This window comes from Nostoc sp. DSM 114159 (assembly GCF_053470285.1).
The window spans coordinates 6,232,037-6,259,018 of record NZ_JBPFEH010000001.1 but is presented as its reverse complement, the minus strand read 5'-3'; the positions used below and the strand labels follow the sequence as shown (position 1 = coordinate 6,259,018).

Sequence of the window (26,982 nt, the reverse complement as noted above, 5' to 3'; positions counted from 1 at the left end):
TTTAACTTTACCTTTCTTTACAATTAGCTAGTGGGAAAGATTTTAATTCTTGCTAATTTGTAACGAAATATTAAGTTTTACATTGTCTGATGGTTCAGTTAAAAATCAAAGTAGATGTAGGGCAAACTGCCTTCAGGAGCTAATAACCAAACAGCGTAAAAACATAGGGGAACGAAGACAAGCTTAAGGGGCCAGTTAAATTCCAACTTCAGCATTCGATTGAATGCATAGACTACAGCCATAAGCGCAGCTAAACCTAGAAGTACCCAAGCGAGTTGGGATTGGCTCATATTTAAGGCTTCTACGTAGACCTTTTCAGCAAACTGGGCGTCAGCCGGATAACCCCAAAGATGCCGAATTACCAAAGAAGAGTCTTGGAGATTAGGTAGACGGAACCAAATCCAAGAGGTAAAAACCATCAATTGAGTTAAGAACCAAGCGACAAATATACCTAGAGGATTTTGCCAGAATTGTTCTAGATTTTCAGAGCGATCGCTTATAGAATCTGTAAGTCGATGAACCACTAAAGCTAATCCGTGGAATATACCCCAAACGACATAACCCAAAGCAGCACCGTGCCAGATACCAGCAATTAGCATCACAATAAATAAATTCCAGCAGGTACGGACTAAACCGCGACGGGAACCACCCAACGGAAAGTAGACATAGTTACGTAACCAATCTCCCAGAGTCATGTGCCAGCGCCGCCAAAATTCAGAAATATTGGTGCTGAAATAAGGAAAGTCGAAATTTTCAGGTAGAACTAAACCGAAAAGCATCGCACTACCACGGGCAATGTCTACGTAACCGTTGAAATCTAGATATAACTGCAAGCCATAAGCGAATGTAGCTAACCAAAGATCCGTACTACCGGCCCGTTGCAAATTACCGAAACATAAATCGACGAAAATTCCCAAGTGGTCTGCAAAAATACCTTTTTTGACTGCGCCTCTAGCAATCAACCACAGCGCTTGGGCTACTCTATTAGTATTGGGTAATTCTAGTGTATTAAATTGATTTGCTAAGTTGTGGTAGCGCGTAATCGGCCCTGAAATCAGTTTGGCGAAGAATAATTTGTACGTAGCAAATTTGAGAAAATTATCAGTAGCAGGGGCACCGCGATAGACATCTATTAAATAAGCAATACATTCAAAGGTGAAAAATGAAATTCCCAAGGGTGCAATTAATTTAAAAGAGCTATCTGGTGAGTTTGTTTGGACATGAAAAACAAACTTGAAGAAAGGGGTAAAATACTTAAAAGCTAATAGCAGTAAAACATTTAGAATTATACCCACCCACAAAATCTTTAAACGGCGACGATTCCAATCAACTTGAGCAAATTGCCACTCTTCATTAGAAATTTGCCAGTCAAGAGAATGTTTCCCTGGTGATGTGTTGTTACCAATTCCCAGCCCTATGCGGAAATTGATCAACGTCAATGCTAATAGTAATGGTATGTATTGGATGTGCAAAGATGAATAAAAAACCAGACTGGCAATTAGCAGCGTCCACAATCGCAATTTATGTTGTGCTAAAGACCAGTAAATTCCTAACACACTCAATAAGAACAGCCCATAGAAAATTGATATAAAGTTCATTTTTTAGTCATTTGTCATTTGTCATTTGTAAAAATAGTTCTTCTTCCCCTACTGTTCTACTCCTCTGCTCCTCGGTCACTGAGCGTTGGTCATTGAGCGTAGCCGAAATGAGTCGAAGTGCTGCTCCTCTGCTCCCCTGCCCCCTGCCCTCTGCTCTCTCATCCCCACTCCCACTCCCTACTTCACTGGCCAAGGAATCATCGGATCGTTAGCTAGCTTTTTCGATACTTCGTATGCACCAAACCGATTGAGGTGGCTAGGATCGGAAAAGAAATCATTTACTTTTGGCCACTGTTGACTCAAATCACGATAAATAAAGTTAGGATTAGTAGCCAAACGCAACATATATTGCTGAAATTGTTGCTCATATTGTTTACGCACTGGATCTAAATAATCTGCCGTCAAAGGCATATTGACAAATACTAAAGTGATTTTCTGAGACTGGGTAAACTGAAGCACTTCTTGAAAAGCAGTATCTTGCTGTCCTTCTACTTGGAAAGATTTATAGTCGTTGTCATAATTTCCGGGAACTCTAGAATGTTTTTGATAGTATCTCGCGGGATTAAAGCGAATCGACAAGGGTAAAAAGCCATCAAAGTCAACGGCTTGCTGGGAAATACTTTCATCTGAAGTACCGTCTGTCAACTGTTTTTGTGATGCAACTGTCTGATTATTACCAAATAAGAGCAGTTGTTTTTGCAGTAAACTTTTAATTTGGTCGCGGTTTTGATAGCTAGTAGAAACAGAGGCTAGAGCCTGATTTAATGACTGATTGATGGCTTCATAAGTACTAATTTCCTGTTTTTCTTCGTTTGTCTTTTGTTCTTCCGAATTTACTGTATTCTCTGGTAAATTATTGCTATTTGCAGTGGTTGCTGTTTTTTGGAATGCTTGCTTATAACCAACGGATGCCGCAAGCGATTTAAAGGTAATATCCTCGCGTCCACCGTTGAAAGCACGCGCCCCATCTGCCCAGATAATTATTTTGGGTAGTTCTGATGGTTCCAAGACGTGACGAATCACAAAGTCTACAACTTGTGCCGTAGCACCGTTGATCCCAAAGTTAAACACGTCAAGATTTGGATAGCCTTGAGTCGCTAAAGCTTTAGAAAGTGCTGCGGGATCTACTCCTCTGAGGGCGCGGGAGGAGCCAATAATCAATACATCTGGGGGACTACCAGTTCTAGCTAAACGCTGTTTATACAGTGCTAGTTGCTCGTCTAACTGCCTAACATTAAAACTTGGCATCTGCGATCGCGCTGCTAAAAGAATAGCTGTTGCGGTGGCTTTTCCCTTCAGTGGTGCGGCTGCCAAATTATTTTTTGGGGTATCATCGCTTTGGGTAAATTCCGAAGCATTAAATACAGAACTCTGATTTGGAGGAGATTTTGTCTTGGAAGTGCTGCTAAAAAATGTCGTTTTCTCACTCTGATTTTTTCCAGATGTCAAAGCTGCCTTTTGCTCAGAAGATGAAGATGGGAGGGTGGCACTAGCTACTTTTGACGAACTGGGCGTATTAAGTGCAATAATTCGACCCAATATCCAATCAGTTTGGAGGGTGAGCAATAATCCCAGTGTTCCCCAAACCAGAGCAATTTTAATTCCTTGAACATCATGGTTACGTTCCGCTGACTCGTTGCTTTCGGTAAATAGCTGGCTTTTCAACAAGAATTTTCTCGCAGTTGAACTCGCCGTTGCTATCCAATCTCGCGCTACTTCGGTTACAAAATTTTGAACTTCTTCTGTCGTTAAGTCTGGGCGCAAAATTGGTTCACTAGTCTCAGATGTTACTAAATCGTCAATGTATATAGAAGTAGCAGCAAATTCTGGGGTTGCTTCTGGTACTAAACGTTGGCGATGTTCAAGATCGACGCCATAATGCCAAAAAGGTTCTTTATTCCCAGCACGCCGACCGTAGATACGTACTCCCATGATACCGGAAATTTTTAACTGGCGGATAAACTGCGTAATTTTACTTGTTACTTGTTGTCGCTGTGGACAAACAGGTGCATCACACATAATGTGCAATAAACCATTTTTGTTCAGTAGAAGTACGCGAATTCCCCCTGTCAATAGTCGCCAATCCAAATCAGGATTGAGTAAGCGCTCTAGTAAAAATACGATCGCTGATTCATCGCCAGTATTTGCCAAATCAAGTGGTGATATGGCAAAAGCGGGATGGTTTGCTGCGGGTAAACTCAGCCAATCAACCCAAGTGGGTTCCTTGTCGCCTGCTTTTTGTCCGTATACGGTGGCGGCGAGAATGCCTTGAGGAGCGATCGCTTCTAACTGCGGTAAAATCGCCTCTAAGCACGCTACTTTGTCTGGGATCGGGGCAGTTCCTAAAGGATCGAAAGCTGGGATACAAAAAATATGTAGCGTTGATTCTTTTAGAGAAACTTGGACACCAACTTTTAATCCTGATAGAACTTCAGCTAGTAATCGAGCGATCGCTTGGACATCTCCCCAACGCGCCCACTCTTTCAGCATCACCTCTGGTGGCGTCAAATCCACCCGCAGCAGCCAATCAGGGGCAGTTTCGCCGCTCACCTGAGAAACAATTACGGCATCTTGGTAGCCGGAAAGCTTGAGATAACGTAACTTTTGTGCTATGGGTTCAGCAAGCAACGATGCATCAGGGCTATAGCTTGACTGGCAAAATACCCACAGGCGATTTTCTTCTGGCTGAGAATTCTTGGGTTTATATAGCTTAATTTTTACCTGTACTGATACACCTAGCGTACTCAGAGTTTCACTCAGATATCGAGCGATCGCCTCTGGATTGCCTTGGCGTGCCAAACTTTCGTTAGAGACAATTAGCGCCCCACCCGATTGTTTTGATTTTTCCGAGTCTGCTAGCAGCGCTTGTTGCACCTGATCGAGATGCTTATCTATTTGATTGAGGTGAACCCGATGGCACCATGAGGGGCGGTGTTCCCCTTTTCTGCGGCCATAGACAAATACTTGATATATTGAGGTTTGTTCGCTGTTTGTGAGGATATCTAAGTTTGTTTGCTGTAGTGCTTGCAGCAAATCAGACAAAGTACGCCAACGCTGCGGACATTCTGTACCTTCACAAAGAATATGAAGGTCATTTCCCCGCAACCGGACTTTCACTCCGAAAGTGTTGATCCCTGTTGCTTGGCTTACCCATTGCACTAAGGATTGCTGGCGATCTGGTACTACTGTTTTCATGCTCAGTTAACTTTACAGGAAGCGATGGTTGGGGGATAGTGCCTGCACTTGTAAACTAGAACCATAGGTCTATCACACTCTGACGTTTTTTTTTAACAATTTTGTTACCTTCGTAGCTCACAAAATCGGACAAGATAGTCTTGTATAGGTTGCAAGTCTGACTAATGTTGAGTTTTGCGTTTATTTTACTAATAGGGAGTCAGAAATCAGAAGTTAGGAGTTAGTTAGGAGTTAAAAGTTAGGAGCCAGGAGTCAGAATAATTCTATATGACTGGCTGATGACTTGTCCTTTAAAGCGGGACTTGTGTTCCACTACGCTAATGCGCTTGATGGGCGAAACAAATAATAAGCTTATCTCATTAAACTCCCTCCCTTTATCGTTGGAGTCATCCTAACTCCTAACTCCTGTACAGACGCGATGAATCGCGTCTCTCCTAAAAGACGCGATAAATCGCGTCTCTACTCATAATTCCCATAACCAAAAATTAGCAATGCCTCCTACCAACCAACAGTCTTCACCTAAACCCACATCCAATCTGGATTTGTTTCCCATTCCTCAATCGCTCCTTTTACAAATAAGTACAGCGTCTATATTACTGCTGCTGATTACTGGAAAAACCACAGTCAGAGCACTAAAAGCCATAGGAGAAGCTAGTGAAGAATTATTTCGAGGCGATCGCCTACCCAATCTAGATTTCCCAGATGAACGCGAAATCAATCAAGATGAGAAGATATACACCAAATAATTATTTGCTCAGGAACAACCCAGCGAGCATTAAGTGCAAAACCTAGAACCGTAAACAGTAATTAGCTTTACAAGAATAGAGAATATGGGTTCCCTTTTATACTCTTCGTCTCAAACTGCTGATATATACCCGGTGTCGGAATTATTTTTGCGTCATCGTCTCCAGGTAGTGGAAGAATTGTGGGAGTCAGTTCTCCGGCAAGAATGCGGTCAAAATATGGTAGACTTGTTGCGTGAGTTGCGCGACCTATGTTCGCCAGAGGGACAAGCAACAAATGACCAAGCATCCTCAGCCGTCAAATTAATCGAACAACTAAATATCAACGAAGCAATTCGCGCGGCTCGTGCTTTCGCTCTGTATTTTCAGCTGATTAACATCATAGAGCAGGAATACGAACAACGCCAGCAATTGAGCCGTTATGAAGCAGAAACAGAGGCTACGGAGCCGGAAACACCGTCTAATGTTAACTATTCCTCCAATCAAAGAGAAGATGATGCGCCTGTTAGCAAGGGAATAGCAGCAGCCTTTCTCAAAAAGAATTATCTCGAAAAGGCGCAAGTCAAACCAAAAGGTACTTTTGCTGCCTTGTTTCCCTATTTATTCAAACTGAATGTACCACCCCAGCAAATTCAACGTTTAATTGCACATCTGGATGTGCGGTTAGTTTTTACAGCGCATCCGACGGAAATTGTTCGTCATACCATCCGAGATAAGCAGCGACAGGTGGTACAACTTTTGCAAAAACTGGATACCTTGGAAAATCACTCTGGGAGTACACCAGGAGCATATCCTTGGGAAGCAGTAGATGTCCGCGAACAATTGCTCGAAGAAATTCGCCTGTGGTGGCGTACAGATGAACTTCACCAGTTCAAACCCACAGTGCTAGATGAAGTAGATTATGCCCTGCACTACTTCCAAGAAGTTTTATTTGATGGCATTCCCCAACTGTATAAACGTTTCAAACACGCTCTATCCAATACCTTTCCTTGGCTTGAACCACCGAGTAAAAACTTTTGCTCTTTTGGCTCATGGGTAGGTTCAGACAGAGATGGAAACCCATCAGTCACGCCTGAAATCACCTGGAAAACAGCTTGCTATCAGCGCAAAATGGTGATCGGGAGATATATTCAGTCAGTGAAAAATCTGATTGAATTGTTGAGTGTGTCGATGCACTGGAGTGATGTTTTACCAGACTTACTGGAATCTCTAGAATTGGATCAGTCCCAATTGAGTGAAGTCTACGATGCACTGGCACTGCGTTATCGACAAGAACCTTATCGGCTGAAACTGGCTTACGTACTGAAACGGCTGGAAAATACTCGCGATCGCAATCTCGCTTTGTACAATCGGGAAACGCCAACAAATCAAGATAGCCCCCTGTATCGTTCGGGTGCCGATTTTTTAGCAGAACTGCGAATGATTCAGCGCAACTTGACAGAAACAGGTTTAAGTTGTCGAGAATTAGAAAATCTGATTTGTCAGGTAGAAATTTTTGGCTTTAACTTGACACAATTAGATATCCGCCAAGAATCATCCCGCCACGCCGACGCGCTCAATGAGATTCTGGAATACCTGCAAATATTACCCCAACCTTACAACGAACTATCCGAGGAGCAAAAAGTTGCTTGGCTTACAGGCGAACTGCAAACCCGCAGACCATTAATTCCCGCAGAATTGCCATTTTCCGAAAAAACCAACGATGTAATTGAAACCTTTCGCGTCGTGCGATCGCTGCAACAAGAATTTGGTCTGAACATCTGCCAAACTTACATTATCAGTATGTGCCGCGACGTGAGCGACGTGTTGGAAGTATTGCTTTTAGCCAAAGAAGCCAGACTTTTTGACCCCGCCCTTGCCGTCGGAACTATTCAAGTTATCCCCTTATTTGAGACAGTAGAAGATTTACAACGCTCTAGAAGCGTTATGCGGAAACTGTTTGAACTGCCGTTATATCGCGCTTTATTAGCCGGCGGCTACGAACAGACAAAAACAGAAGGTGCAGATGAAAATTCACCCTCCCCTGCCCCCCCTGCCTCCCCTGCTCCCACTTCGGCTACGCTCAGTGACCACCTGCTCCCTTGCTCCCCTGCCTCATCCATCACCCCCAACTTGCAAGAAGTAATGCTGGGGTATTCTGACAGCAACAAAGACTCTGGTTTTTTAAGCAGTAATTGGGAAATTCATAAAGCTCAAAAATCACTGCAACAAATAGCAGAAAACTACGATCTAAATTTGCGAATTTTCCACGGACGCGGCGGTTCTGTGGGACGGGGTGGGGGCCCTGCTTATGAAGCGATTTTGGCTCAACCAGGTCATAGTATCAATGGGCGAATCAAGATTACTGAACAAGGAGAAGTTTTAGCTTCCAAATATTCCTTGTTGGACTTGGCTTTGTACCATATGGAAACCATCACCACAGCTGTGATTCAAGCCAGCCTGTTACGGACAGGGTTTGATGATATTGAACCCTGGAATGAGATTATGGAAGAATTAGCAGTGCGATCGCGTCAACATTATCGAGCTTTAATCTACGAACAGCCTGATTTTGTTGATTTCTTCCACGAAGTAACCCCCATTGAAGAAATTAGTCAACTGCAAATTAGTTCCCGTCCCGCCCGTCGTCCATCTGGTAAAAAAGATTTAAGCAGTCTGCGAGCTATTCCTTGGGTATTTAGCTGGACGCAAACCCGCTTTTTACTTCCTTCCTGGTATGGCGTTGGCACAGCCTTACAAGAATTCCTGAACGCAGAACCAGAAGAACACTTGAAATTACTGCGCTACTTTTACGTTAAGTGGCCCTTTTTCAAGATGGTGATTTCTAAAGCCGAGATGACTTTGGCAAAAGTAGATATACAAATGGCACACCACTACGTCCAAGAACTCTCAAAACCAGAAGATCGACTTCGTTTTGCCAAGGTTTTTGACCAAATTGCTAGCGAGTTCTATCTGACAAGGGATTTGGTGTTAAAAATCACCGATCATAATCGACTGTTAGATGGCGATCCGATATTGCAACGATCTGTGCAGTTACGGAATGGGACAATTGTCCCCTTGGGATTTATCCAAGTTTCACTACTCAAGCGTCTACGGCAGTCCCAAAATACTACTGCTACTTCTGGAGTAATTCATTCTCGTTACAGCAAAGGCGAGTTACTGCGAGGAGCATTGTTAACTATTAATGGGATTGCTGCTGGGATGAGAAATACAGGTTGATTGAGAATAGGGCATTGGGTATGGGGAATAATGACCAATGACTAATAGACTTCTTGACATTGTGGGAAAAGGGTAAGGGGTAAAGGGTAAAGGTATAGAATTTTCCCAAACCCAGTAACCTTTAACCTTTGCCCAACATCTTGGCATTTGTTACTTTTGCAAGATGTCTAATGACTAATGACAAATGATAAAAAATAAAATTTTAATTTGCACTTTCTTGGCGCTGTCATCAGGTTTTTTTGGCGCTTACACTAGTGGGCAAATTACCATGATGCTCCATAGTCAAAAGTGTCAAAACCAACCTTGGGGTTTAAAGGAGATGTGCAACGCTTGGATAACACCAGGAGCAATATGGCAAGGTAGCACAACAGGGCTATGGACAGGCACTATCTTAGGGGCGTTTGTTGGTGGTGTGGTGACGCGACAAGCTCGTGATTAGTAGGGACGCAAAGCCTTGCGCCCCTACAACAGATGTGGTTCAAATACATGAAAACTTCTGTAAACGTGAGTTCGGGCAACTTTGGTGTCAGTAAGGCTGGTAAAATCTACCCATAGCGAAGAAGAGTAAATCACTATGCCTACCGAAACTAACCCAGGGAATCAAACTACTACAGGAGCTGATGCGATTGATGAAGCGATCGCACAGGGAATTGATTTTGATGGTTCTCCCATTCCCCCTGCCAAGCTAGAACTTTATAGTAAAGTTATGGCGCTAGAAAGCAATAGACAGCGCAGTGGTGTATCTAATACCATGCGATCGCGCATTGTACGAATTGGCGCAAAACACATTCCCCAAGCAGAACTCGACCAATTACTTGTAGATGCTGGTTTTGCGCCCCTAAAAGAAAAAGAAATTGCCTTTTTTTATAGTGGTAAGTAATTGTCGATATTGTACAACAGTTTTCATTTATTTGAACCAAATATGTTGTAGGGGTGCAGCAATGCTGTACCCTTAATTCTTTACCTCAAACATAGCAAATTGCCATCGATATTTTGGCTTCTTCAGTCATTTCCCGATCGGCTTGAAAAGTGTATCTTCAGCAAGATATTACCAACTTTCTCTTGTGTTTGAATTGGCAGATGGCTATATGTATTTAAGTAATAGCTGAAAGACTTGGAAAACTCATGTCAGAAACTACGTCAAATTCACAAATGCAATACCGAGTTATCGGTAGTACAGGAGAGAAAGTTTCCGCCATCGGATTGGGTGGTTGGCACATCGCCTTGAAGTATGTTGATGAGGAACTAGGTATCCGAATTGTTAGAACCGCGATCGATCGCGGCATAAACTTTATGGATAACAGTTGGGATTACAATGGTGGACTTAGCGAGATTCGTATGGGAAAAGCGCTAGGCGATGGCTATCGAGACAAAGTGTTCCTGATGACGAAAATCGATGGTCGCTCTAAAAAAGCAGCCGCAAAACAGCTAGACGAATCACTCCAACGCCTGCAAGTTGATTGCATCGATCTCGTTCAGCACCACGAAATCCTGCGGCACGAAGACCCGCATCGAGTTTTTCACGAAGAAGGGGCGAATGCTGCCTTGATTGAGGCACGGGAAGCTGGCAAACTCCGATATATAGGTTTTACTGGGCATAAAGACCCCTATGTTCATCTGCATATGCTGGAAGTTGCAGCCACTAATGGGTTTAAATTTGATACAGTGCAGATGCCTCTCAATGTGATGGATGCCCACTACCGAAGCTTTGAAAAGCTGGTTGTGCCAGAGCTAGTTAAACAAAACATCGGCGTTCTGGGAATGAAAAGCTTGGCAAACGGTATTCTTTTACAGTCAAATACTGTAACGCCAATTGAATGTTTACACTATGCTTTGAATCTGCCCACATCGGTTGTAATTACCGGAATTGACAGCATGGAGATTCTAGAGCAAGCTTTTGAAGCAGTGCGGACGTTCCAGCCAATGAATAACGAGCAAGTGCGATCGCTCTTAGCAAAAACGGCAGAAGCGGCATCACGCGGCGAGTTTGAGCCTTTCAAAACCTCATCAATCTTCGATAGCACTGCCCAAAATCTAGATTGGCTGGGAGAAGAACCACAGTACCTCCAGCAATTGATGTCAGCAGCAAGAAAATAAACTCAATACCAATATATCTGAATTCTAGAAACTCGATTAATGAATTTCAAATTACAAAAACTATGGAGCGATCGCCACACAAACCATAACGAAAATTGCCAAAGGGCGTGAATATCTTGATCTGATTCTGGTTTTATGGTTTAAATAAATCCAGAATCATATCAAAATTAGCACGATTAATATTGCTAATGCGGTATTTAAGCGTATTCTAAGACCTCGCGCTCCGTGTGGAAACCATGAGGTTGAAGCTGACTCAGGAAGACTCAGGCTAACTTTATGTATTACTACAGTAGCAAAAATGTATTATAGTTTTATAAATGATACATTTTAACCATCTATAAAATACTACGCCACAGTAATCTCATTCTCTTAGGATTACTATTGTCATCAATGCTGCAACTTTCTCCCAACTAAGTCACACTAGTAATATTTAATACATATTTTATCAGTTATCAGCCATTCTATGCCTATCCATCAGCACAATTAATCACGGGATCGCTTGCTGTATTCTTCATGATTTGTTACAAAAGTACAAAGAACTTCTAGAGACCCAAAACCACATGTTCGGCGGACTTACTGGTTTACAAGATCCTAAAGGCACAGATTGGGGAGAGCGGATGCTCAACACAGTCGCCAGCCAAACGATTCGCCACCTGTTTAGCACGAGCGAGTCAGTAGAAGTCTTTGTGCGCTGCTATCCTTCCAGCAAGCTCTTACAAGGCAGCATTGATAGCTTCAAAATGAGCGGTCGTGGCTTGGTGATTCGGAGAGATTTCGCGGTTGAGGAGATGTCGTTTGAAACTGATGCGGTGGCCATTGACTTCGGTTCGGTTTTAAAGGGCAAACTTAGCCTTAAGCAACCTACTCAAGCGATCGCTCAAGTAATCTTATCAGAAGCAGGCATAAACCAAGCCTTTAATGCGGAACTGGTGAAAAAGCGCCTGCTTAACCTCACCGTACCATCACTGACAGAATTATCTGGCGGTGAACCAGTCTCCTTTACAGATGTCCAGATACAGCTATTGCCAGAAAATCGCTTACAGCTTCTAGCAAAAGCAGATTTAAATAATGGCGAACTTGTACCCCTGAGCATGATTTTAACTGTAGGTATTGAAAGACGGCGGCGAGTTTCTTTCAAAGATCCGAAAATTCAACTTGACCAAGTACCAGAAGCACAACGGGAAATCTCGCAAACCTTGAGCGTAGCGTTGGTAGAAATTTTAGATAATATGGTCGATTTGGATCGTTTTGACCTTGATGGAGTGAAAATGCGCCTCAACCGATTAGAAACTGAAGGTCAAAAAATTATTTTCAGTGGATATGCTGAAATTGAACGTATTCCAAATAGTCCTTAATCCCAAATTATAGGCAAAAAATTAAAGTAGAGTAATTTAAACAAATTAAATACCGCCTAGATGATTCTAGGCGGTAATTTAAATCTTTAGGTTTTGAAGAAAGTTAGGAGTTGTTAATTATAAATTGTAATTAATTTTTATTTATCACTCCTAACTCCTGTACAGACGCGATTAATCGCGTCTCTACTTTCTATCTTCCCACGCCTACATATTGGAATCCAGCGCGGATCATTGCTTCGGGGTCGAGGAAGTTACGACCATCAATGATAACGGGGTGGGCCATCAGTTTCGCCATCTTCACATAGTCCAGAGTGCTGAATTGCTGCCATTCGGTGACAAGTACTAAGGCATCACAGCCGTCAGCGAGTCTTTCGGCATCGGTTTCTACTAGCACACCAGAAAGTCCATGACGTAGACCTGTTTGGGAAACAATGGGGTCATAGGCTTTAACTTTAGCTCCCAGTCGGTTTAGCTGTTCAATTAGGTTGAGTGCTGGAGCGTCGCGCAAGTCGTCGGTATCGGGCTTAAAGGTCAGTCCGAGTAGTCCGACTGTTTTGCCTTTGAGAATTTTTAGAACTTGTTGGAGTTTTTCCAAAGCAATCAACCGCTGACGTTCGTTGACACTGACAGCAGATTTCAGTAGCTGGGCTTCATAACCATAGTCATCAGCAGTGTGAATCAGAGCGGAGACATCTTTGGGAAAACAAGAGCCACCCCAACCAATACCAGCTTGTAAAAACTTGTTACCAATACGGGAATCTAGACCGATACCTTTAGCTACTTGAGTAACATCAGCACCGACGCGATCGCAAATATTAGCAACTTCGTTAATAAAACTAATCTTAGTAGCTAAGAAGGCATTAGCGGCATATTTAATCATCTCTGCCGAACTCAGGTCTGTTGCCAAAATTGGCACAGGGGGTAAAGATTGATCGTCAGCGTACTTGCGTTCTACAATTGGAGCATACAGCTGTTCCATTAAGGCTACTGCTCTTTGGCTATTGCCTCCTAATACAATGCGATCGGGGTTAAAGGTGTCGTGAACTGCCGAACCTTCCCGCAAAAACTCTGGATTACTGACTACATCAAACTCGGCTACAAATTCAGGTAATTTCTCATCACTCGGCACTCCACCTGCGGGGATCAGTGTTTTCTGCCGCTCTGCAACACCATCTAGAACAAGCATCCGCACCCAGTCACCTGAACCAATGGGTACTGTAGATTTATTCACTATGACTTTATAACCACCGTTGAGATTTTCCCCAATCCCACGAGCTACAGCTTCGACGTAACGAGTATCACTTTCACCAGTGGGTAAAGGTGGCGTTCCTACAGCAATAAACAAAATTTCTCCGTGGGAAACTCCAGCAGCAAGATCGCTAGTAAAATGAATCTTCTCTGTTTGAATCGCAGACTGCATAATTTCTGAGAGTCCTGGCTCAAAAATTGGAGATTGCCCAGACTTCATTAACTTAACTTTTTCTTCGTTGTTGTCTACGCAAATTACATCATGCCCAATATGAGCCAAGCAAGCGCCTGTAACTAAACCAACGTAACCAGTACCAATAACGCAAACACGCATTTATTTAACTCCTCACTTTTTTGGGCTTAATTTTCAAAAAAAATTCTCAATTTTACACTTAGACACTTGGGAAAACTCAGCAACTAAATATACTAGCTACCGATGGGGTTAGCCTGGATGAAAATTTAGAGCGACGCTAGACGTAACTCAGGTGGTTGAATTATTGACATCGCTTTGAATGCGATCGCGAAAATCTTCTATTGTTAGTTTTAAACCTTCTTGTAGAGGAATGGTAGGTTCCCAATTTAACCAAGTTTTTGCCTTTGTGATATCAGGCTGGCGACGTCGGGGATCGTCCGAAGGTAGTGCCTCGAATTTAATCTGCGCGTCTGGATTAATCATATTTTGCACAGTTTGTGCCAATTGTAAAATCGTGTATTCACCAGGATTACCCAGGTTGACTGGGCCAATGTAGTCGCTATTCATTAGGCGGATGAATCCTTCTACCAAATCAGAAACGTAGCAGAAACTACGAGTTTGCGAACCATCACCGTACACGGTTAAAGGATTACCCTGCAAGGCTTGAACTATAAAGTTGCTCACCACCCGACCATCATTTTCTAACATTCTCGGCCCGTAGGTGTTGAAGATCCGCACAACTCGAATATCAACTTTATTTTGCCTGTAGTAATCAAATGCTAGAGTCTCAGCAATTCTTTTACCTTCGTCATAACATGAACGTATTCCAATGGGATTAACGCTACCTCTGTACTCTTCAGTTTGGGGATGAATTTCTGGATCTCCGTATACTTCACTAGTAGAAGCTAAGAAAAACCTTGCTTTCACACGTTTAGCTAGCCCCAACATATTTAGTGTTCCCATCACGTTAGTTTTAACAGTTTTAACTGGGTTGTACTGGTAATGTACTGGTGAAGCAGGACAAGCTAAATGATAAATTTGATCGACTTCTAACCGAATTGGTTCGGTAATATCGTGACGGATCAATTCAAAGTACGGATGGTCTAACCATTTCAAAATGTTGCGTTTATGACCAGTGTAAAAATTATCCAGGCATATTATTTCATGCCCAGCAGCCATTAGTCGGTCGATGAGATGGGAACCAATAAACCCAGCACCGCCCGTCACCAAAATTCTCATAGTTTCCCAGTTACTTACAAATATTTTCAGTAGCTATTGCGCTTACTTTTAGATTACCCACCTTGGGTACAAAAATACAAAACAAAAAAAAATAACAAGGCTCTATCAAAAATTGTTGTTGAACTTACCTATTTTTTCACAGTTGTAGTTTTGTTATATTTTTACCTGTTTTCTTAAGAATTCAATTAGCAAAATAACAAAAATTGTTTAAAAATTGTTTGTTATTCAACCGATCTTTATCAAATCTTCAAAAATATAAAGTATTTTTACGGTTATTAAATTTTTATTTGGAGACCAAAAATTAGTCGAGATCGGGTTGACACTCGCGCTGCAAATATATGCAAATAATATAGATATAAATTCTTACAGCTGATTCATTTATTACTAATATTTTTAGAAATTTGATGCCTCCGGCGGTCACTGAAGCTCACTCGAAGTGCGGACTACGCTAACGCAGCCCAAGTCTACTTACCTGAACTGTATTCTGCCTTACATCATACAGCAGATGTAATGCTGCTAACCGTGGTAGGCAAAATTAAATTTGTGCTTTGAGTGCGTTGCGGTTCTCCAAGCATAATAATTGAGCAGGTGAGTTGTCTGGCTAACTGGGTTGTGACATCGCTAATGGCTAACCCTCCAGGACTGGTACGATTACGTATAAAAGGTAAAACTACTAAATCATATAATCTTGCTGCCTGTAAAATCGCTTGGGCAACATTTTCGTGAGCGATGATTTGAATTTCTGGGGCATTGGCTAAAGCCAATTTAGATACCAATAAGGAGAGATGCGATCGCCTCCAAGCAATTTTACTAGAACTAGTGCGGCGATCGCACACATTCAGCACAGTAATGTGGCTCTGATTTGCCTCTGCTAGCATCTGGGCAAATTGTACAGGTTGTAATGTTGGTGCTGTTAAGTTTTCTATTGGTACTAAGATCCGCTGAATTTTTTTCGGTGATTCTACTAGACGTGTCACTGCTACTGGACAATGAGATGCCCAAAGCACACCATCAATCACATTCCCAAATAAACGCGCTCGTAACCCAGTCCGTTTACCCCAACCCATAACAATTAAATTAGCCTTTTGTTCGCGAGCTGCTCTGCTAATTCCTTGAGCAAAGGCATCATCAATTCGCAGCACTGGTTCTGCGGCTACGCCCAAAGCTCGACTTTGTGTCGTGGCTTTATTCAATAACCATTCACTCCGTTGTAGAGATGCTTCTAACTGGGGCGCATCCATGTGAGCAGCAGCAGTAGCGATCGCCAGGGGTATAATTTTGCCATGAGACTGACGTGCTAATAACGCTGCCATTTCAATCAAATACTGCTGGGTCTGAGGATTATATATAGGTACGACTATAGTAAAAGCATTGTCTGTTTCTAATGCCTTCTCCTCAGCTAGGGGTGGTGCTGGATCTTCATCTGGTGGGGAATTCAAACCAACAGCTATTCGACTGGTTATCAACGGCCCCAAGGTTGATGTGACGAGCATTAAAACAATCACACTATGTAATACTTCTACTGGCAACAACCCAGACTGATATCCTACTAAAGTTGCTGCTAACGTTGTACCAACCTGGGGTAGTGACAGCGACCACATCGTTAGCATTTCTTGCCATTTATAGCGGTAAACCAGTTTTGTCAACAAAGCTGCGATCAATTTACTGATAATCAAACCAACTACGATTAACAGCGTTAACTTGAGCGTGTTCAGATTGTTCGCAAAGGTAGGTAGATCGATCAGTAAGCCAAGGTCTACAAAGAAAATGGGAATGAACAGCACACTGCCAATAAATACCACCTTTTCTTTGACTGGGCCTTCACCCACAGCTTCATTCACTGCCAAACCTGCTAAAAAAGCACCAACAATTTTTTCTACCCCAATCAATTGAGCGCCCACAGCTGCCAGAAACACAGAAAGCAACACAAATAAAAACTTGTTTCCTTCATCGTCTCCAGACCGTTTGAAAAATTCTTTGCCTGCCCAATCAAAGCCTGTGACAACGGCCACAGAGTAAATCATTAACCAACCAGACAAAGTGAGTAGTTTCGCAAAGCTAAATGCTTGAGTATGAGAGACAGCTACACAAATGGCTAATATTAGTACTACACCAATGTTTGTAAAAATCGTAGCTCCAATGGTGACAGTAACAGCTTCATTGCTTACCACTCCCAAACGGCTGATTATGGGGTATGCCAAAAGGGTATAGGAAGCGAATAAAGAGCCAACTAAGATTGAAGTATTCCAGCCATAGCCTAGAATCAGCCCTACTAAGGTTCCCATGAGTAGGGGTACACTGAAAGTAAAGCTAGCAAACCCAAAAGCACGACTTTTTTTCCGGCGAAACTGTTCTAAATCAATTTCTAGCCCAGCGACAAACAGCAAATAAATTAACCCAATGTCTGATAGTAAGTTAATCATGGGAGAGTCAGACTGAAAAAGATTCCAACCTGAAGGCCCAAGTACTAGCCCTGAAAAAACCAAACCCACTAATCCTGGTAATCTTAATCGCTCAAACATGATGGGTATAACTAAGATGACCACCAGCAAAATAGCAAAGAGAACAATTGGTTCTTTGCCAAGAACTTGGGAAGTTGGTTCCAGAACAAGAACTTGTGATATTAGTTCCATATATAGGAATTGAAGGGGCTATGGTAAAACAGCGATTACCTTGGGGGCGATCGCCCGATCAATAAGAATAAATAGGGAAGCCACCTGACAAAAAATCAAAAATCTTCTTAATTTACACTAACTAGGCAATTATTTAAGAATTAACTACCTACGGGTGGATTTGACTCAAAATGAACCGTAAGCGATCGTAGTCGTCTTTAAGTAGCACACTTAAGCTACGTCCAGCTTTAATTAGCCATTGTCGGTCAGCTTTGCGTAACTGGTATACATCTCGAATGGCAGCTGCGGTTAAAGACTCGATTGGCGCACCATTTATACACAGCAGTGTCCGTAAAAAATCTAATTCTTCAGTAAATTTAATGATAGCTTCTGGTTCACATCGATAAACAGCTTGATGAATTTGCGGGGGACGGGGTGGAAGATACTGATATACTCTTTGGTTATAACTTTGATTTTGCGAAGATAGTTCAAATCCCACGATCGCAGCCCGGAATTCTGTGCGGAGCATGGCAAATATTTGGGGTTGTTCTTCCCGTAAGTCTTGCAAGGACAACCCTAATGCTCTCGCTCTGTGTACGGAATCTATGGGCATGGTTGTGGCATAATACACTACAGCATAAATTTGATTGCCAGATTCTTCATCTATAGAACAGACCCAACTACCAAAGGGTGGCATCGAGGGAAAGCTTAAATCTTCTGGCTCTAAACACTGAGCTAAAAATTCAGTACTAGTAGTTTCAATCACCTCCGCAATGTGGTTCGGATGGCGATCGCCAGTGGCAAACTGTGGTAGGGGAAGGCGCATAGTAATTTAGTCATTAGTCATTCGTCATTAGTCATTAGTTTTTGCCAAATAACAAAGAACAAATGACTAATGACTAATCTTATTTGGCTTTTTTACGTCCGGCGGTGGTTTCTACGAGTTCCAATTCGCTCAGACGAAAGGTAACTAATTTATCCCAGTTACCACCTTCAAATAATATGGCTACTTTGCCATCACTCACCCGTTGCACGAGTCCTTCGTAGCGATAATAAGTATCTGCGGGATTCTTGACGCGAACAGTTGCTCCAGGCAGAATCATTTTTTTAGCCTCATTTGTTTCCTTTTAATAGCTTAATACTTGTTAATGGTCATTAGTCATTAGTCATTAGTCATTAGTCATGGGGCATTGGGGAGGCAGTGCGGTCTTCTCCCAAGGGGAGACGCCAAGGGCGATGGGGTCTCCCAAAGTGGAGCAACTGCCGTCATTGGACAAAGAAAAATGACAAAGGACAAAGGACAAATGACAAATGACGAATCAATAATACTTCTGTCTTTGGCGAAAATTTGCTACCGATTCTACTATTCCCAAGGAAATGAAGTTGGTCAGCATCGCAGAACGCCCATAACTCATCCAAGGTAGAGGAATTCCTGCCACAGGTGCTAAACCAACAGTCATGCCAATGTTGACAATCAGCTGAAACACAATCATGGACAAAACGCCAATAGCCAACAAAGAACCAAAGTTATCTTTGGCGGTTTGGGCAATATGCAGTAGACGGAAGCAAATTAAGCAGAAGACAAACAGTACTAACAAACAACCGACAAAACCAAATTCTTCCCCGACTGCGGAGAAAATAAAGTCTGTATGCTGTTCTGGTACAAAATTCAGTTGCGTCATCGGCCCCTTGAACAGACCCCATCCCCAGATTTCACCAGCACCAATAGCAATGCGAGATTGGATTAAGTGATATCCAGCACCGAGTGGATCGTGATCGGGATTCATGAATACAGTTAGTCGGTCTTTTTGATACTCTTTCAAAACATGGTTCCAGGCGAAGACTCCTAATTCGCCACCCAGTATATTGAGAGTCCACGCACCGATAGCACCCAAACCAAATCGACGCCAGGGAATAGTTTGCCAGCCCACAATAGCCATTGCAACTGACCAAATTAATCCTAATGGGCCAAAAGATAGTTCTTTGAATAAAACTATTGGCTCTGTTAAAGGCCAAGAGATACTAAACAAAATGGCAGCAACCACCGGAGAAATCATCAGAATTAACCAGCCTGGGTTAGCATTTGCCCAGTAAAGCATTCCTAAGACGATCGCACCAAATACCAGTGATGTTGCTAAATCTGGCTGTAAAAATACTAACCCCCAAGGTATAGCGGTGATTGCCAGAACGCGGAAAACACCTTCGAGGCTAGAAGCAGTCCGCCTGTGTAGCAAAGCTGCTAATGTAATAATCATGCCGACTTTGGCAAATTCTGAGGGTTGCACGTTAAAGCCGGCGACACTAATCCACCGTTGTGCCCCTTTGGCGCTAGTACCAGCAATCATCACGGCAATTAAACTGAAGTTCGTCAGTGTGTATGTTACCCAGTGCCACTGCATCAAGAGTTCGTAACGGATGCGAGATAAAAATAAGGCTATAAGCACGCCGATACCCGCTACCATCCAGTGCCACCACCAGTCTGTTACTGGCTGCTTCAGTTCCGTACTGAGAATCATCAGGCCGCCAAATATACTAACAGCAATCGGCAAACAAAAAAGTAGCCAATCTACATGCTGCCAGGGCTTAACCCAAGACTTCCAGCGAATTTTGGGGAGCGATCGTTTTAACAACATTGTGCCAGTTTAGACTTTAGCTTTAATTGTTGGGAATTGGTCAATAATCAATATTTATTCTTCCCCAATTTCTCTAATTCCTAACACCCAATTTCTAGTATTCCCAAGCTATAGCCCAGGAAGTAGATAGAAATATAAAATTTATAATTATGTCAAGGCAGCAACTGATACTTTACCAGCAATGGTAAGAGCGATCGCTGTTAATGCTTTTGCGGAAGCTGAATCTGGGTCGCCAACAACTATCGGTACACCGCTATCACCACCAACTCGCGTAGAAATCTCTAGCGGCACGCACCCCAACAGTGGTACTCCCAATTCAGCAGCTGTTTTGGAGCCACCACCGGAACCAAAGATGTCATATTGCTTATCTGGTCGATCGGGGGGGATAAAATAGCTCATATTTTCCACGATCCCCAATACTGGAACATTCATTTGCTGGAACATCCGCAATCCCTTGCGAGAATCTAACAGAGCTACGTTTTGCGGTGTGGTGACAATTACTGCTCCTGCCATCGGCACTGCTTGGGTTAAAGTTAACTGAGCATCTCCCGTACCTGGTGGCATATCTACAATCAAATAATCCAGTTCTCCCCATTGCACTTGATAGAGAAACTGGCGAATTACACCATTGAGCATAGGACCCCGCCAAATTACTGGTTGATCTCGGTCAATCAAAAAGCCCATTGAAACTAATTTGACGCCGTGATTAAAAGCAGGTTCCAGGATTTCACCTGTTTCAGTAGAACGCACAGTAATTTGAGCATCAGACAAACCCAGCATGGTTGGGTCATTGGGCCCGTAAATATCAGCATCTAGCAAACCGACTTTCGCCCCAGTTTGGGCTAGAGCCACTGCTACATTCACTGCAACTGTACTTTTACCAACGCCACCTTTACCGCTGGAAACAGCAATGATATTTTTGACTCCAGAAATACCAGTGCGGTCAGGTAAACTTTTTTGTTGTGGTGTTTCTGCCGTCACTTCTATGCTGACATCTGTCACGCCTGGAAGTTTTTTGACAGCTTTCTGACAGTCTTCGACAATAAATTCACGTAAAGGACAGGCAGGGGTGGTTAACACTAAAGTGAAACTAACCTTACCACCGTCAATTTTTACGTTGCGAATCATATTCAGTTCTACCAGACTTTTACGAAGTTCTGGGTCTTCCACTGGTCGCAAAATTTCTAAGACAGAGCGGGAATCGAGGACATCGTACATAAAAATTCAAAATTCAAAATGAATAAATACACTTGTGGGGAACATCTTAGCTATTAACTGGATGCCTTTTTAAGTAAGGTCAGCTTAGTGTTATCACTGTTACTGCCGTGATAAAACTTAGCAAATTGCATTATTACCTAATAGAATCTTAACTTTCTTTGGGCATTGGGCATGAAGAAGAGACAAGCTAGACAAGGAAGAGGGGGAGACTTGGGAGAGATTTGTCCCTCTTATCCCCTGCTCCCCGGTCACTGAGCGTTGGTCATTGAGCGTAGCCGAAATGAGTCGTTCGCGGAGCGTCTCGCAGAGAAGTGCTGCTCCCCTGCTCCCTTGCTTCTTCCCCAATCCCACTACCTAAACTTCTTCCCCAATCCCACTACCTAAAAATCAAAACAACTGTCATTAAGGGATTTTTTATTCCCAGATACCGCTGGTAATGCCGTCTTTTCTACTGCCTCGACTAAAGATCGTGCAACTCTGTCTGCATAAGGACGGGATAAAGACCAAATCAGGGGTGATAACCAACCCCGTAACGTTACTGAATAAGATAAACAAGTACCACAAACCGTTGACTCTACTTGGTAAGTTACTCGTTCCTCTATTCCAGGAATCGCCATCACTCGGATACTCAGCATCTCTCTGGGATTGACGCGTTCCACAAAAATTCTGATGGGAATCGGCGAAAAGCGTGTTACAGCTTGAAAAATTAATCCTGGTTTGGGTACTAATCCGTGGGGAACATTAGTACTCTTAAGTTGTGGATGCCAAGAAACATCTGTTAAGTCAACCACTTTTTGCCACAGTTCATCTACAGAAGCAGAACTAATCTCTCGATATGTCCACACCAGAGAAGCGCAAAACCGACGACGTTTGCGGTGGATGAATTTGGATAACCAACCTTGCATTTTCCTAATCCTCCTCCCTAGATACTTTCTGGTAACTCTGGTATGGTGTGCAACTACGAGCAATTGCTAAATTAAAACTTTCTCAAAAATGCCCTAAACATAGCAAGCCTCGATTCGATACAGACCCAAATAGCCGACATCAGCAATATGGCAAGAAAGTTCTGATTAGACCAGTCAAATCCTTGATACCTCAAGCTTAAGACTAAAATTTAGTCTTTATACCAGAATATTCCAATTAAGAATTTCAAAAAAAACTAATTCAATATACAAGCCTATACGCATTTGAGGGAAAATAACTCTAGTGATGCCCATCAATCGGATAAATGCTTAACCCAAAAAGAAAAAAGCGGGTTGGGCAAATAGAGCTAGATTGTTGGCGCGTGTTTCCCCCAAATTTTCATTTGAAAATTTGTGGCTTTCTGGAAATTGTAATTTAGGTTCGGGAATCTATGTTGACCAACTCGCAAACACCAACTGTAGAAGCAGAATCATCAAAGTCTTTGCCAGCAACTGACGCTCAGACTAGGGTCAGTCAGTTTATGAAACAACTGCAAGACGAAATTACCGAATCATTGGCAAAACTAGATGGTGTGGCTAAGTTTCATGAAGATAGTTGGGAACGCCCAGAAGGAGGAGGAGGGCGATCGCGCGTACTGCGAGAAGGTGCAATATTTGAACAAGCAGGTGTAAATTTTTCTGAAGTTTGGGGTTCCCATTTGCCAGCCTCAATTTTAGCTCAACGCCCGGAAGCAGCAGGGCATGGCTTTTATGCCACAGGCACTTCAATGGTATTACATCCTCACAATCCTTATGTGCCCACAGTTCATCTCAATTATCGCTACTTTGAAGCAGGGCCTGTGTGGTGGTTTGGTGGCGGTCTTGACTTGACACCTTATTATCCCTTTGCTGAAGATGCCGCACATTTACACAAAACATTAAAGCAAGCTTGCGACCAACACCACCCAGAGTATTATCCAGTGTTTAAACGCTGGTGTGATGAATATTTCTATCTCAAGCATCGTGATGAGACACGGGGTGTCGGTGGTCTATTTTTTGATTACCAAGATGGCCAGGGTGCTTTATACCGCGGTCCAAATCCCAATGGGGAAGCGGCCATTTACAGCAACCAGGTGGGAACACCAGCAACCCGCAATTGGGAAGATTTGTTTGCCTTTGTACAAGGCTGTGGCAGAGCATTTTTACCAGCTTACGTACCAATTGTAGAACGGCGACATGGGATAGAGTATGGCGATCGCCAACGGAATTTTCAACTCTACCGCCGGGGACGTTATGTAGAATTTAACTTAGTTTATGACCGAGGCACTATTTTTGGTCTCCAAACCAACGGACGCACCGAATCAATCCTCATGTCCCTACCTCCGCTAGTGCGCTGGGAATACGGCTATCAACCCGAACCCAATTCCCCTGAAGCCGAGTTGTATGAAACCTTCCTTAAACCTCAAGATTGGATCAATTGGACACCACATTAATTGGGCATTGGTTATTAATTCTTTATCCCTCACTTCCTCATCTCCCCCACTTCTCTCATCTCCCTATGACGCCACTTGCTCCACTTGGGGAGACCCCAAGACCGCAGTGGCTCCCCCATGCCCCATGCCCTATTCCCCATACCCTATACTCTACTATTTTGGTGAGTTATAACTACTAAAGTTAAGCACTTAGCTGAAACAGGTGACAAATTTAGCTATAGCTTGTTAATCTCAAGTGACAGCATTAGAAAATTCTGTCACTAGTTAATCTTAAAAGGAATGCCACGGGGAGGGCTTTAGTGATTCATATAGACCAAAAAACTTATACAACCCAAGACGGAAACACCGTTATCGTCTTGACACCATCAGGCCGTCTGGATATCACCACGGCTTGGCAATTTCGCCTGAAGTTACAAGAGTGTATTTCCAAACTCAGTCGCCATGTAGTTGTAAATTTGGCTCAGGTAAATTTTATTGATAGTTCTGGTCTTACATCTTTGGTAGCTGGAATGCGTGATGCTGATAAAGTCAAAGGCAGTTTCCGCATCTGCAATGTACATCCAGAAGCCAAACTCGTGTTTGAAGTGACAATGATGGATACTGTTTTTGAAATCTTTGAAACAGAAGAGGAAGCTTTAGAAGGTGTACCTCGTAGCATTGCTAGCTAAAAAAGAGTTAGGAGTAGAGACGCGATTAATCGCGTCTGTACAGGAGTTCATTCATAACTCAAGTACTCATAACTCATAACTTTATCTTATTGAATACTGATTACGCTTGGTGTAGCGATAAGGCCCCATAATCGCTCCCCAGGTTGCTTTTCCTGTTGCGGGATCAATTCCTTTGTCGTAGCTGTGAAATTCTGTCGCTGTAGCTGCAAAACCTAAAGAAACATGGATGCTATTGCCAAGATAAGTAAAGCTACAACGAGTGTCTGGTAGTGGGGTAGCGGTAAACTTATAGCGATCGCCAGCTAGTTTCTCCTGAGTAACTCTTAGGATACAACCTGGTAGTAAATCTAATTGTTCGGATGTCAGTGTGTTTAGTAGAGCCGGGTTATTACCTGCGCCTTTTAATGCACCTGGATCTTGAGGCATATAATATTGAACTTCTACAGTTGCGTCAGAGTCACTGCTTTGACGCAACCGGATAATTCGCTGGCGATAAGGTTGATCTAAGGTAAGAACGTTAGCCTGTTCGGCAAATAAGGTGATGCTATCTTCTGCGAACAGATTAACTGGTCTTTGCCACAGGCACAGGTGGACATACCAAACTGGTTCTGCTATGGCTTGTTCTTGATTATCAAATTCACCAGCTAGGTACTCACCTAAAGCAATTAACTGTGGCGAGAAGTTCATAAGTACAATAAATAAATCATTAAGGATAATAATTTTTGGCTAGTTTTTGAGGAGAAAAGGTCCGATCTCCTGTAGCTATCAGTTTATAAAATACTTCTAATGTGTATATATTGTAAATGAAACCATCACCCGCTAAAAGCTCAACTTGGCAAAGTAGCCTTTAAGCGAGAAAATAAAGATACGTCGCCCTTAACATTTCTTTTTTATTTGTGAATAACGTCCGTACAGTCTCTGATACAAAGCGAACTTTCTACAATCTTCACACCCGTCCGATCAATACTATTTATCGTCGGGTAGTAGAAGAATTGATGGTGGAAATGCATCTGCTGTCAGTAAATATCGATTTTAGCTACAATCCAATTTATGCCTTGGGTGTCGTCACTACTTTCGATCGCTTCATGGAAGGCTATCAACCAGAACGGGATCGAGAATCAATTTTTAACGCCTTATGTCAGGCTATAGAACAAGATCCGCAACAATATCGACAAGATGCCCAGAGATTGCAAGCTGTAGCTAAAGGTTTGCCAGTTAAAGATTTAATTGGATGGCTGGGTCAAACTACTTACTTAGATAGAGATGCTGACTTGCAAGCAACCCTACAAGCGATCGCCAATAATCCTAACTTTAAATACAACCGTTTGTTCGCAATTGGTGTATTTTCGCTATTAGAACAGTCAGATCCCGAATTAGTCAAAGACGAAAAGCAACTCACTGAGGCGCTAAAAGCGATCGCTGCTGGCTTGCATCTCTCTGATGACAAACTCAACAAGGATTTGGAGTTATACCGTTCTAACCTAGATAAAATGGCGCAAGCGCTAGTAGTGATGGCAGATATCCTCTCAGCCGATCGCAAAAAACGCGAGCAACGTAAACAACAATCAACTACCCCAGTTGCTCCCCCAAGTTCCAATGAATAGTTAGAATTTGGCAGTGATGAGTTAGGAGTTATGAGTGAACTCCTGTACAGACGCGATTAATCGCGTCTCTACTCCTAACTCCTAACTATTAGCTTTATACGCCCAATATTTTGTAGATTAAGCTGTTAATTATAGTCAGCGTAAATGCCCCAATAACAGCACTCCAAATCCCGTAACGTAAGCGAAAGCCCTCTACTAACCAAGCAGCAATACTAAAACAAACCACGGCAATCATAAATGTGAAAATGCCAGATAATAAGTCTAATGTGAGTAGATTTGGTACTGCAAAAATGAGGCTTAAAATTGGTCTGACTATTGCTGTCACGATACCAAGCACTGCGGCAGAAAGAAACGCTTTACCAGGAGTATCAATTTCAACTCCCAAAGGCAACTTACTAATTATCAACAAGCTGATAGCTGTTACGACCCAAACAATTAAAAGCGTTACGATGTTCATGCCACAACCCCTGATACTAATTAGTAATTTGTAATTCGTAATTCAGACACACTGAAATACGCTTAATAGAAGCGTTTTTCAATCTGTTAACTTATTTAGACATCCTTCCCCAATTTGGTATGAAATGTGGATGGTAATTGGTGATAAATTGCTCAGTCTATAGGTGGAAAAATCTTTAAAGCTCAACCAATTATTTGTAAATTAGCAGTTTTTTTTTATCTAGCCGAGATTTATTCTAGATATCTTTAGGTTTGGGAAAAGACTTGCAGAGGAAGTGATGAATGGGGGAGCAGGGAAGCAGCACTTCGACTCATTTCGGCTACGCTCAATGACCAACGCTCAGTGACCGGGGAGCAGAGGAGCAGGGAAGCAGCACTTCGACTCATTTCGGCTACGCTCAATGACCAACGCTCAGTGACCGAGGAGCAGGAGAGCAGGAGATAAGGGGGAAAAAGGGGAATTATTGAACAAATCTCTCCCAAGTCTCCCCCTCTTCCTTGTCTAGCTTGTC

Annotated in this window: 21 protein-coding genes; 9 read left to right on the top strand and 12 right to left on the bottom strand. The window is 42.7% G+C overall.

Annotated features, from left to right (window positions below; genetic code table 11):
* Positions 1–98: 98 nt before the first annotated feature.
* Positions 99–1,598 carry an MBOAT family O-acyltransferase gene (locus ACR5KR_RS26415; protein ID WP_448268558.1) on the bottom strand — a complete coding sequence of 500 codons (1,500 nt, stop codon included), beginning with the start codon at positions 1,596–1,598 and terminating at the stop codon, positions 99–101.
* A 177-nt stretch (positions 1,599–1,775) separates the two neighbouring features.
* Entirely contained in the window at positions 1,776–4,793 is a 3,018-nt protein-coding gene (locus ACR5KR_RS26410; RefSeq protein WP_448268557.1) for a DUF1574 family protein, read from the bottom strand.
* A 491-nt stretch (positions 4,794–5,284) separates the two neighbouring features.
* Here ACR5KR_RS26410 and ACR5KR_RS26405 point away from each other — a divergent pair, with 491 nt between their 5' ends.
* The 6 genes from ACR5KR_RS26405 to ACR5KR_RS26380 all read left to right on the top strand — a co-directional run bounded on the left by ACR5KR_RS26405 (position 5,285) and on the right by ACR5KR_RS26380 (position 12,204).
* A complete protein-coding gene (locus ACR5KR_RS26405) occupies positions 5,285–5,539 on the top strand; it encodes a hypothetical protein (protein WP_445629813.1) in 255 nt (84 codons plus the stop codon).
* Positions 5,540–5,623: 84 nt separating this feature from the next.
* Positions 5,624–8,752 carry a phosphoenolpyruvate carboxylase gene (locus tag ACR5KR_RS26400; protein WP_448268556.1) on the top strand — a complete coding sequence of 1,043 codons (3,129 nt, stop codon included), beginning with the start codon at positions 5,624–5,626 and terminating at the stop codon, positions 8,750–8,752.
* Positions 8,753–8,936: 184 nt separating this feature from the next.
* Entirely contained in the window at positions 8,937–9,191 is a 255-nt protein-coding gene (locus ACR5KR_RS26395) for a hypothetical protein (RefSeq protein WP_445629815.1), read from the top strand.
* Positions 9,192–9,326: 135 nt separating this feature from the next.
* On the top strand, positions 9,327–9,632 hold the full coding sequence (locus ACR5KR_RS26390) for a small RNA NsiR4-regulated ssr1528 family protein (RefSeq protein WP_448268555.1): 306 nt from the start codon (positions 9,327–9,329) through the stop codon (positions 9,630–9,632).
* A gap of 245 nt (positions 9,633–9,877) precedes the next feature.
* Positions 9,878–10,849 carry an aldo/keto reductase gene (locus ACR5KR_RS26385; RefSeq protein WP_445629817.1) on the top strand — a complete coding sequence of 324 codons (972 nt, stop codon included), beginning with the start codon at positions 9,878–9,880 and terminating at the stop codon, positions 10,847–10,849.
* A gap of 560 nt (positions 10,850–11,409) precedes the next feature.
* The gene (locus ACR5KR_RS26380; protein ID WP_445629818.1) at positions 11,410–12,204 is read left to right on the top strand and encodes an LmeA family phospholipid-binding protein; all 795 of its coding nucleotides are present in this window, start codon (positions 11,410–11,412) and stop codon (positions 12,202–12,204) included.
* Positions 12,205–12,394: 190 nt separating this feature from the next.
* Here the strand turns inward: ACR5KR_RS26380 and ACR5KR_RS26375 are convergent, their stop codons facing one another.
* The 8 genes from ACR5KR_RS26375 to ACR5KR_RS26340 form a co-directional block, all read right to left on the bottom strand.
* Entirely contained in the window at positions 12,395–13,786 is a 1,392-nt protein-coding gene (locus tag ACR5KR_RS26375) for a UDP-glucose dehydrogenase family protein (RefSeq protein ID WP_445629819.1), read from the bottom strand.
* Positions 13,787–13,933: 147 nt separating this feature from the next.
* Positions 13,934–14,884: a UDP-glucuronic acid decarboxylase family protein gene (locus ACR5KR_RS26370; RefSeq protein WP_322689629.1), complete on the bottom strand. Its 951-nt coding sequence runs from the start codon at positions 14,882–14,884 to the stop codon at positions 13,934–13,936.
* A gap of 494 nt (positions 14,885–15,378) precedes the next feature.
* The gene (locus ACR5KR_RS26365; RefSeq protein WP_448268554.1) at positions 15,379–17,517 is read right to left on the bottom strand and encodes a cation:proton antiporter domain-containing protein; all 2,139 of its coding nucleotides are present in this window, start codon (positions 17,515–17,517) and stop codon (positions 15,379–15,381) included.
* A 148-nt stretch (positions 17,518–17,665) separates the two neighbouring features.
* Positions 17,666–18,322: an HAS-barrel domain-containing protein gene (locus ACR5KR_RS26360; protein ID WP_445629821.1), complete on the bottom strand. Its 657-nt coding sequence runs from the start codon at positions 18,320–18,322 to the stop codon at positions 17,666–17,668.
* Between the two features lie 79 nt (positions 18,323–18,401).
* Complete coding sequence (locus tag ACR5KR_RS26355) at positions 18,402–18,599, bottom strand: NAD(P)H dehydrogenase subunit NdhS (RefSeq protein ID WP_322694608.1); 198 nt, start codon at positions 18,597–18,599, stop codon at positions 18,402–18,404.
* Between the two features lie 216 nt (positions 18,600–18,815).
* The gene (gene rodA / locus ACR5KR_RS26350) at positions 18,816–20,129 is read right to left on the bottom strand and encodes a rod shape-determining protein RodA (protein ID WP_448268553.1); all 1,314 of its coding nucleotides are present in this window, start codon (positions 20,127–20,129) and stop codon (positions 18,816–18,818) included.
* A 147-nt stretch (positions 20,130–20,276) separates the two neighbouring features.
* Positions 20,277–21,347, bottom strand: a complete 1,071-nt coding sequence (locus tag ACR5KR_RS26345; RefSeq protein WP_322673259.1) for an Mrp/NBP35 family ATP-binding protein — start codon at positions 21,345–21,347, stop codon at positions 20,277–20,279.
* A 380-nt stretch (positions 21,348–21,727) separates the two neighbouring features.
* Positions 21,728–22,252: an SRPBCC family protein gene (locus ACR5KR_RS26340; protein WP_322673260.1), complete on the bottom strand. Its 525-nt coding sequence runs from the start codon at positions 22,250–22,252 to the stop codon at positions 21,728–21,730.
* A 449-nt stretch (positions 22,253–22,701) separates the two neighbouring features.
* Here ACR5KR_RS26340 and hemF point away from each other — a divergent pair, with 449 nt between their 5' ends.
* Together hemF and ACR5KR_RS26330 are read left to right on the top strand one after the other, a co-directional pair.
* Positions 22,702–23,742 carry an oxygen-dependent coproporphyrinogen oxidase gene (gene hemF, locus ACR5KR_RS26335; protein ID WP_445629823.1) on the top strand — a complete coding sequence of 347 codons (1,041 nt, stop codon included), beginning with the start codon at positions 22,702–22,704 and terminating at the stop codon, positions 23,740–23,742.
* 299 nt (positions 23,743–24,041) lie between these two features.
* Complete coding sequence (locus tag ACR5KR_RS26330; protein ID WP_094351701.1) at positions 24,042–24,410, top strand: STAS domain-containing protein; 369 nt, start codon at positions 24,042–24,044, stop codon at positions 24,408–24,410.
* A gap of 81 nt (positions 24,411–24,491) precedes the next feature.
* Here ACR5KR_RS26330 and ACR5KR_RS26325 read toward each other — a convergent pair whose 3' ends face one another.
* Positions 24,492–25,097, bottom strand: coding sequence for a CpcT/CpeT family chromophore lyase (locus tag ACR5KR_RS26325; RefSeq protein WP_448268552.1), 606 nt, complete (start codon positions 25,095–25,097; stop codon positions 24,492–24,494).
* A 209-nt stretch (positions 25,098–25,306) separates the two neighbouring features.
* Here ACR5KR_RS26325 and psb29 point away from each other — a divergent pair, with 209 nt between their 5' ends.
* The gene (psb29, locus tag ACR5KR_RS26320) at positions 25,307–26,014 is read left to right on the top strand and encodes a photosystem II biogenesis protein Psp29 (RefSeq protein ID WP_322694602.1); all 708 of its coding nucleotides are present in this window, start codon (positions 25,307–25,309) and stop codon (positions 26,012–26,014) included.
* Positions 26,015–26,108: 94 nt separating this feature from the next.
* Here psb29 and ACR5KR_RS26315 read toward each other — a convergent pair whose 3' ends face one another.
* The gene (locus ACR5KR_RS26315; protein WP_289798955.1) at positions 26,109–26,471 is read right to left on the bottom strand and encodes a phage holin family protein; all 363 of its coding nucleotides are present in this window, start codon (positions 26,469–26,471) and stop codon (positions 26,109–26,111) included.
* Between the last annotated feature and the right edge of the window lie 511 nt (positions 26,472–26,982).

Bases quoted from the DNA above. Each gene is read 5' to 3' on its own strand.
- ACR5KR_RS26345 (WP_322673259.1), bottom strand. From the start codon at position 21,347: ATGTACGATGTCCTCGATTCCCGCTCTGTCTTAGAAATTTTGCGACCA.
- ACR5KR_RS26340 (WP_322673260.1), bottom strand. From the start codon at position 22,252: ATGCAAGGTTGGTTATCCAAATTCATCCACCGCAAACGTCGTCGGTTT.
- ACR5KR_RS26395 (WP_445629815.1), top strand. From the start codon at position 8,937: ATGATAAAAAATAAAATTTTAATTTGCACTTTCTTGGCGCTGTCATCA.
- ACR5KR_RS26355 (WP_322694608.1), bottom strand. From the start codon at position 18,599: ATGATTCTGCCTGGAGCAACTGTTCGCGTCAAGAATCCCGCAGATACT.
- ACR5KR_RS26360 (WP_445629821.1), bottom strand. From the start codon at position 18,322: ATGCGCCTTCCCCTACCACAGTTTGCCACTGGCGATCGCCATCCGAAC.
- rodA (WP_448268553.1), bottom strand. From the start codon at position 20,129: ATGTTGTTAAAACGATCGCTCCCCAAAATTCGCTGGAAGTCTTGGGTT.
- ACR5KR_RS26405 (WP_445629813.1), top strand. From the start codon at position 5,285: ATGCCTCCTACCAACCAACAGTCTTCACCTAAACCCACATCCAATCTG.
- ACR5KR_RS26415 (WP_448268558.1), bottom strand. From the start codon at position 1,598: ATGAACTTTATATCAATTTTCTATGGGCTGTTCTTATTGAGTGTGTTA.
- ACR5KR_RS26410 (WP_448268557.1), bottom strand. From the start codon at position 4,793: ATGAAAACAGTAGTACCAGATCGCCAGCAATCCTTAGTGCAATGGGTA.
- hemF (WP_445629823.1), top strand. From the start codon at position 22,702: ATGTTGACCAACTCGCAAACACCAACTGTAGAAGCAGAATCATCAAAG.
- ACR5KR_RS26365 (WP_448268554.1), bottom strand. From the start codon at position 17,517: ATGGAACTAATATCACAAGTTCTTGTTCTGGAACCAACTTCCCAAGTT.
- ACR5KR_RS26380 (WP_445629818.1), top strand. From the start codon at position 11,410: ATGTTCGGCGGACTTACTGGTTTACAAGATCCTAAAGGCACAGATTGG.
- ACR5KR_RS26400 (WP_448268556.1), top strand. From the start codon at position 5,624: ATGGGTTCCCTTTTATACTCTTCGTCTCAAACTGCTGATATATACCCG.
- ACR5KR_RS26375 (WP_445629819.1), bottom strand. From the start codon at position 13,786: ATGCGTGTTTGCGTTATTGGTACTGGTTACGTTGGTTTAGTTACAGGC.
- ACR5KR_RS26325 (WP_448268552.1), bottom strand. From the start codon at position 25,097: ATGAACTTCTCGCCACAGTTAATTGCTTTAGGTGAGTACCTAGCTGGT.
- ACR5KR_RS26390 (WP_448268555.1), top strand. From the start codon at position 9,327: ATGCCTACCGAAACTAACCCAGGGAATCAAACTACTACAGGAGCTGAT.
- ACR5KR_RS26315 (WP_289798955.1), bottom strand. From the start codon at position 26,471: ATGAACATCGTAACGCTTTTAATTGTTTGGGTCGTAACAGCTATCAGC.
- ACR5KR_RS26385 (WP_445629817.1), top strand. From the start codon at position 9,878: ATGTCAGAAACTACGTCAAATTCACAAATGCAATACCGAGTTATCGGT.
- ACR5KR_RS26370 (WP_322689629.1), bottom strand. From the start codon at position 14,884: ATGAGAATTTTGGTGACGGGCGGTGCTGGGTTTATTGGTTCCCATCTC.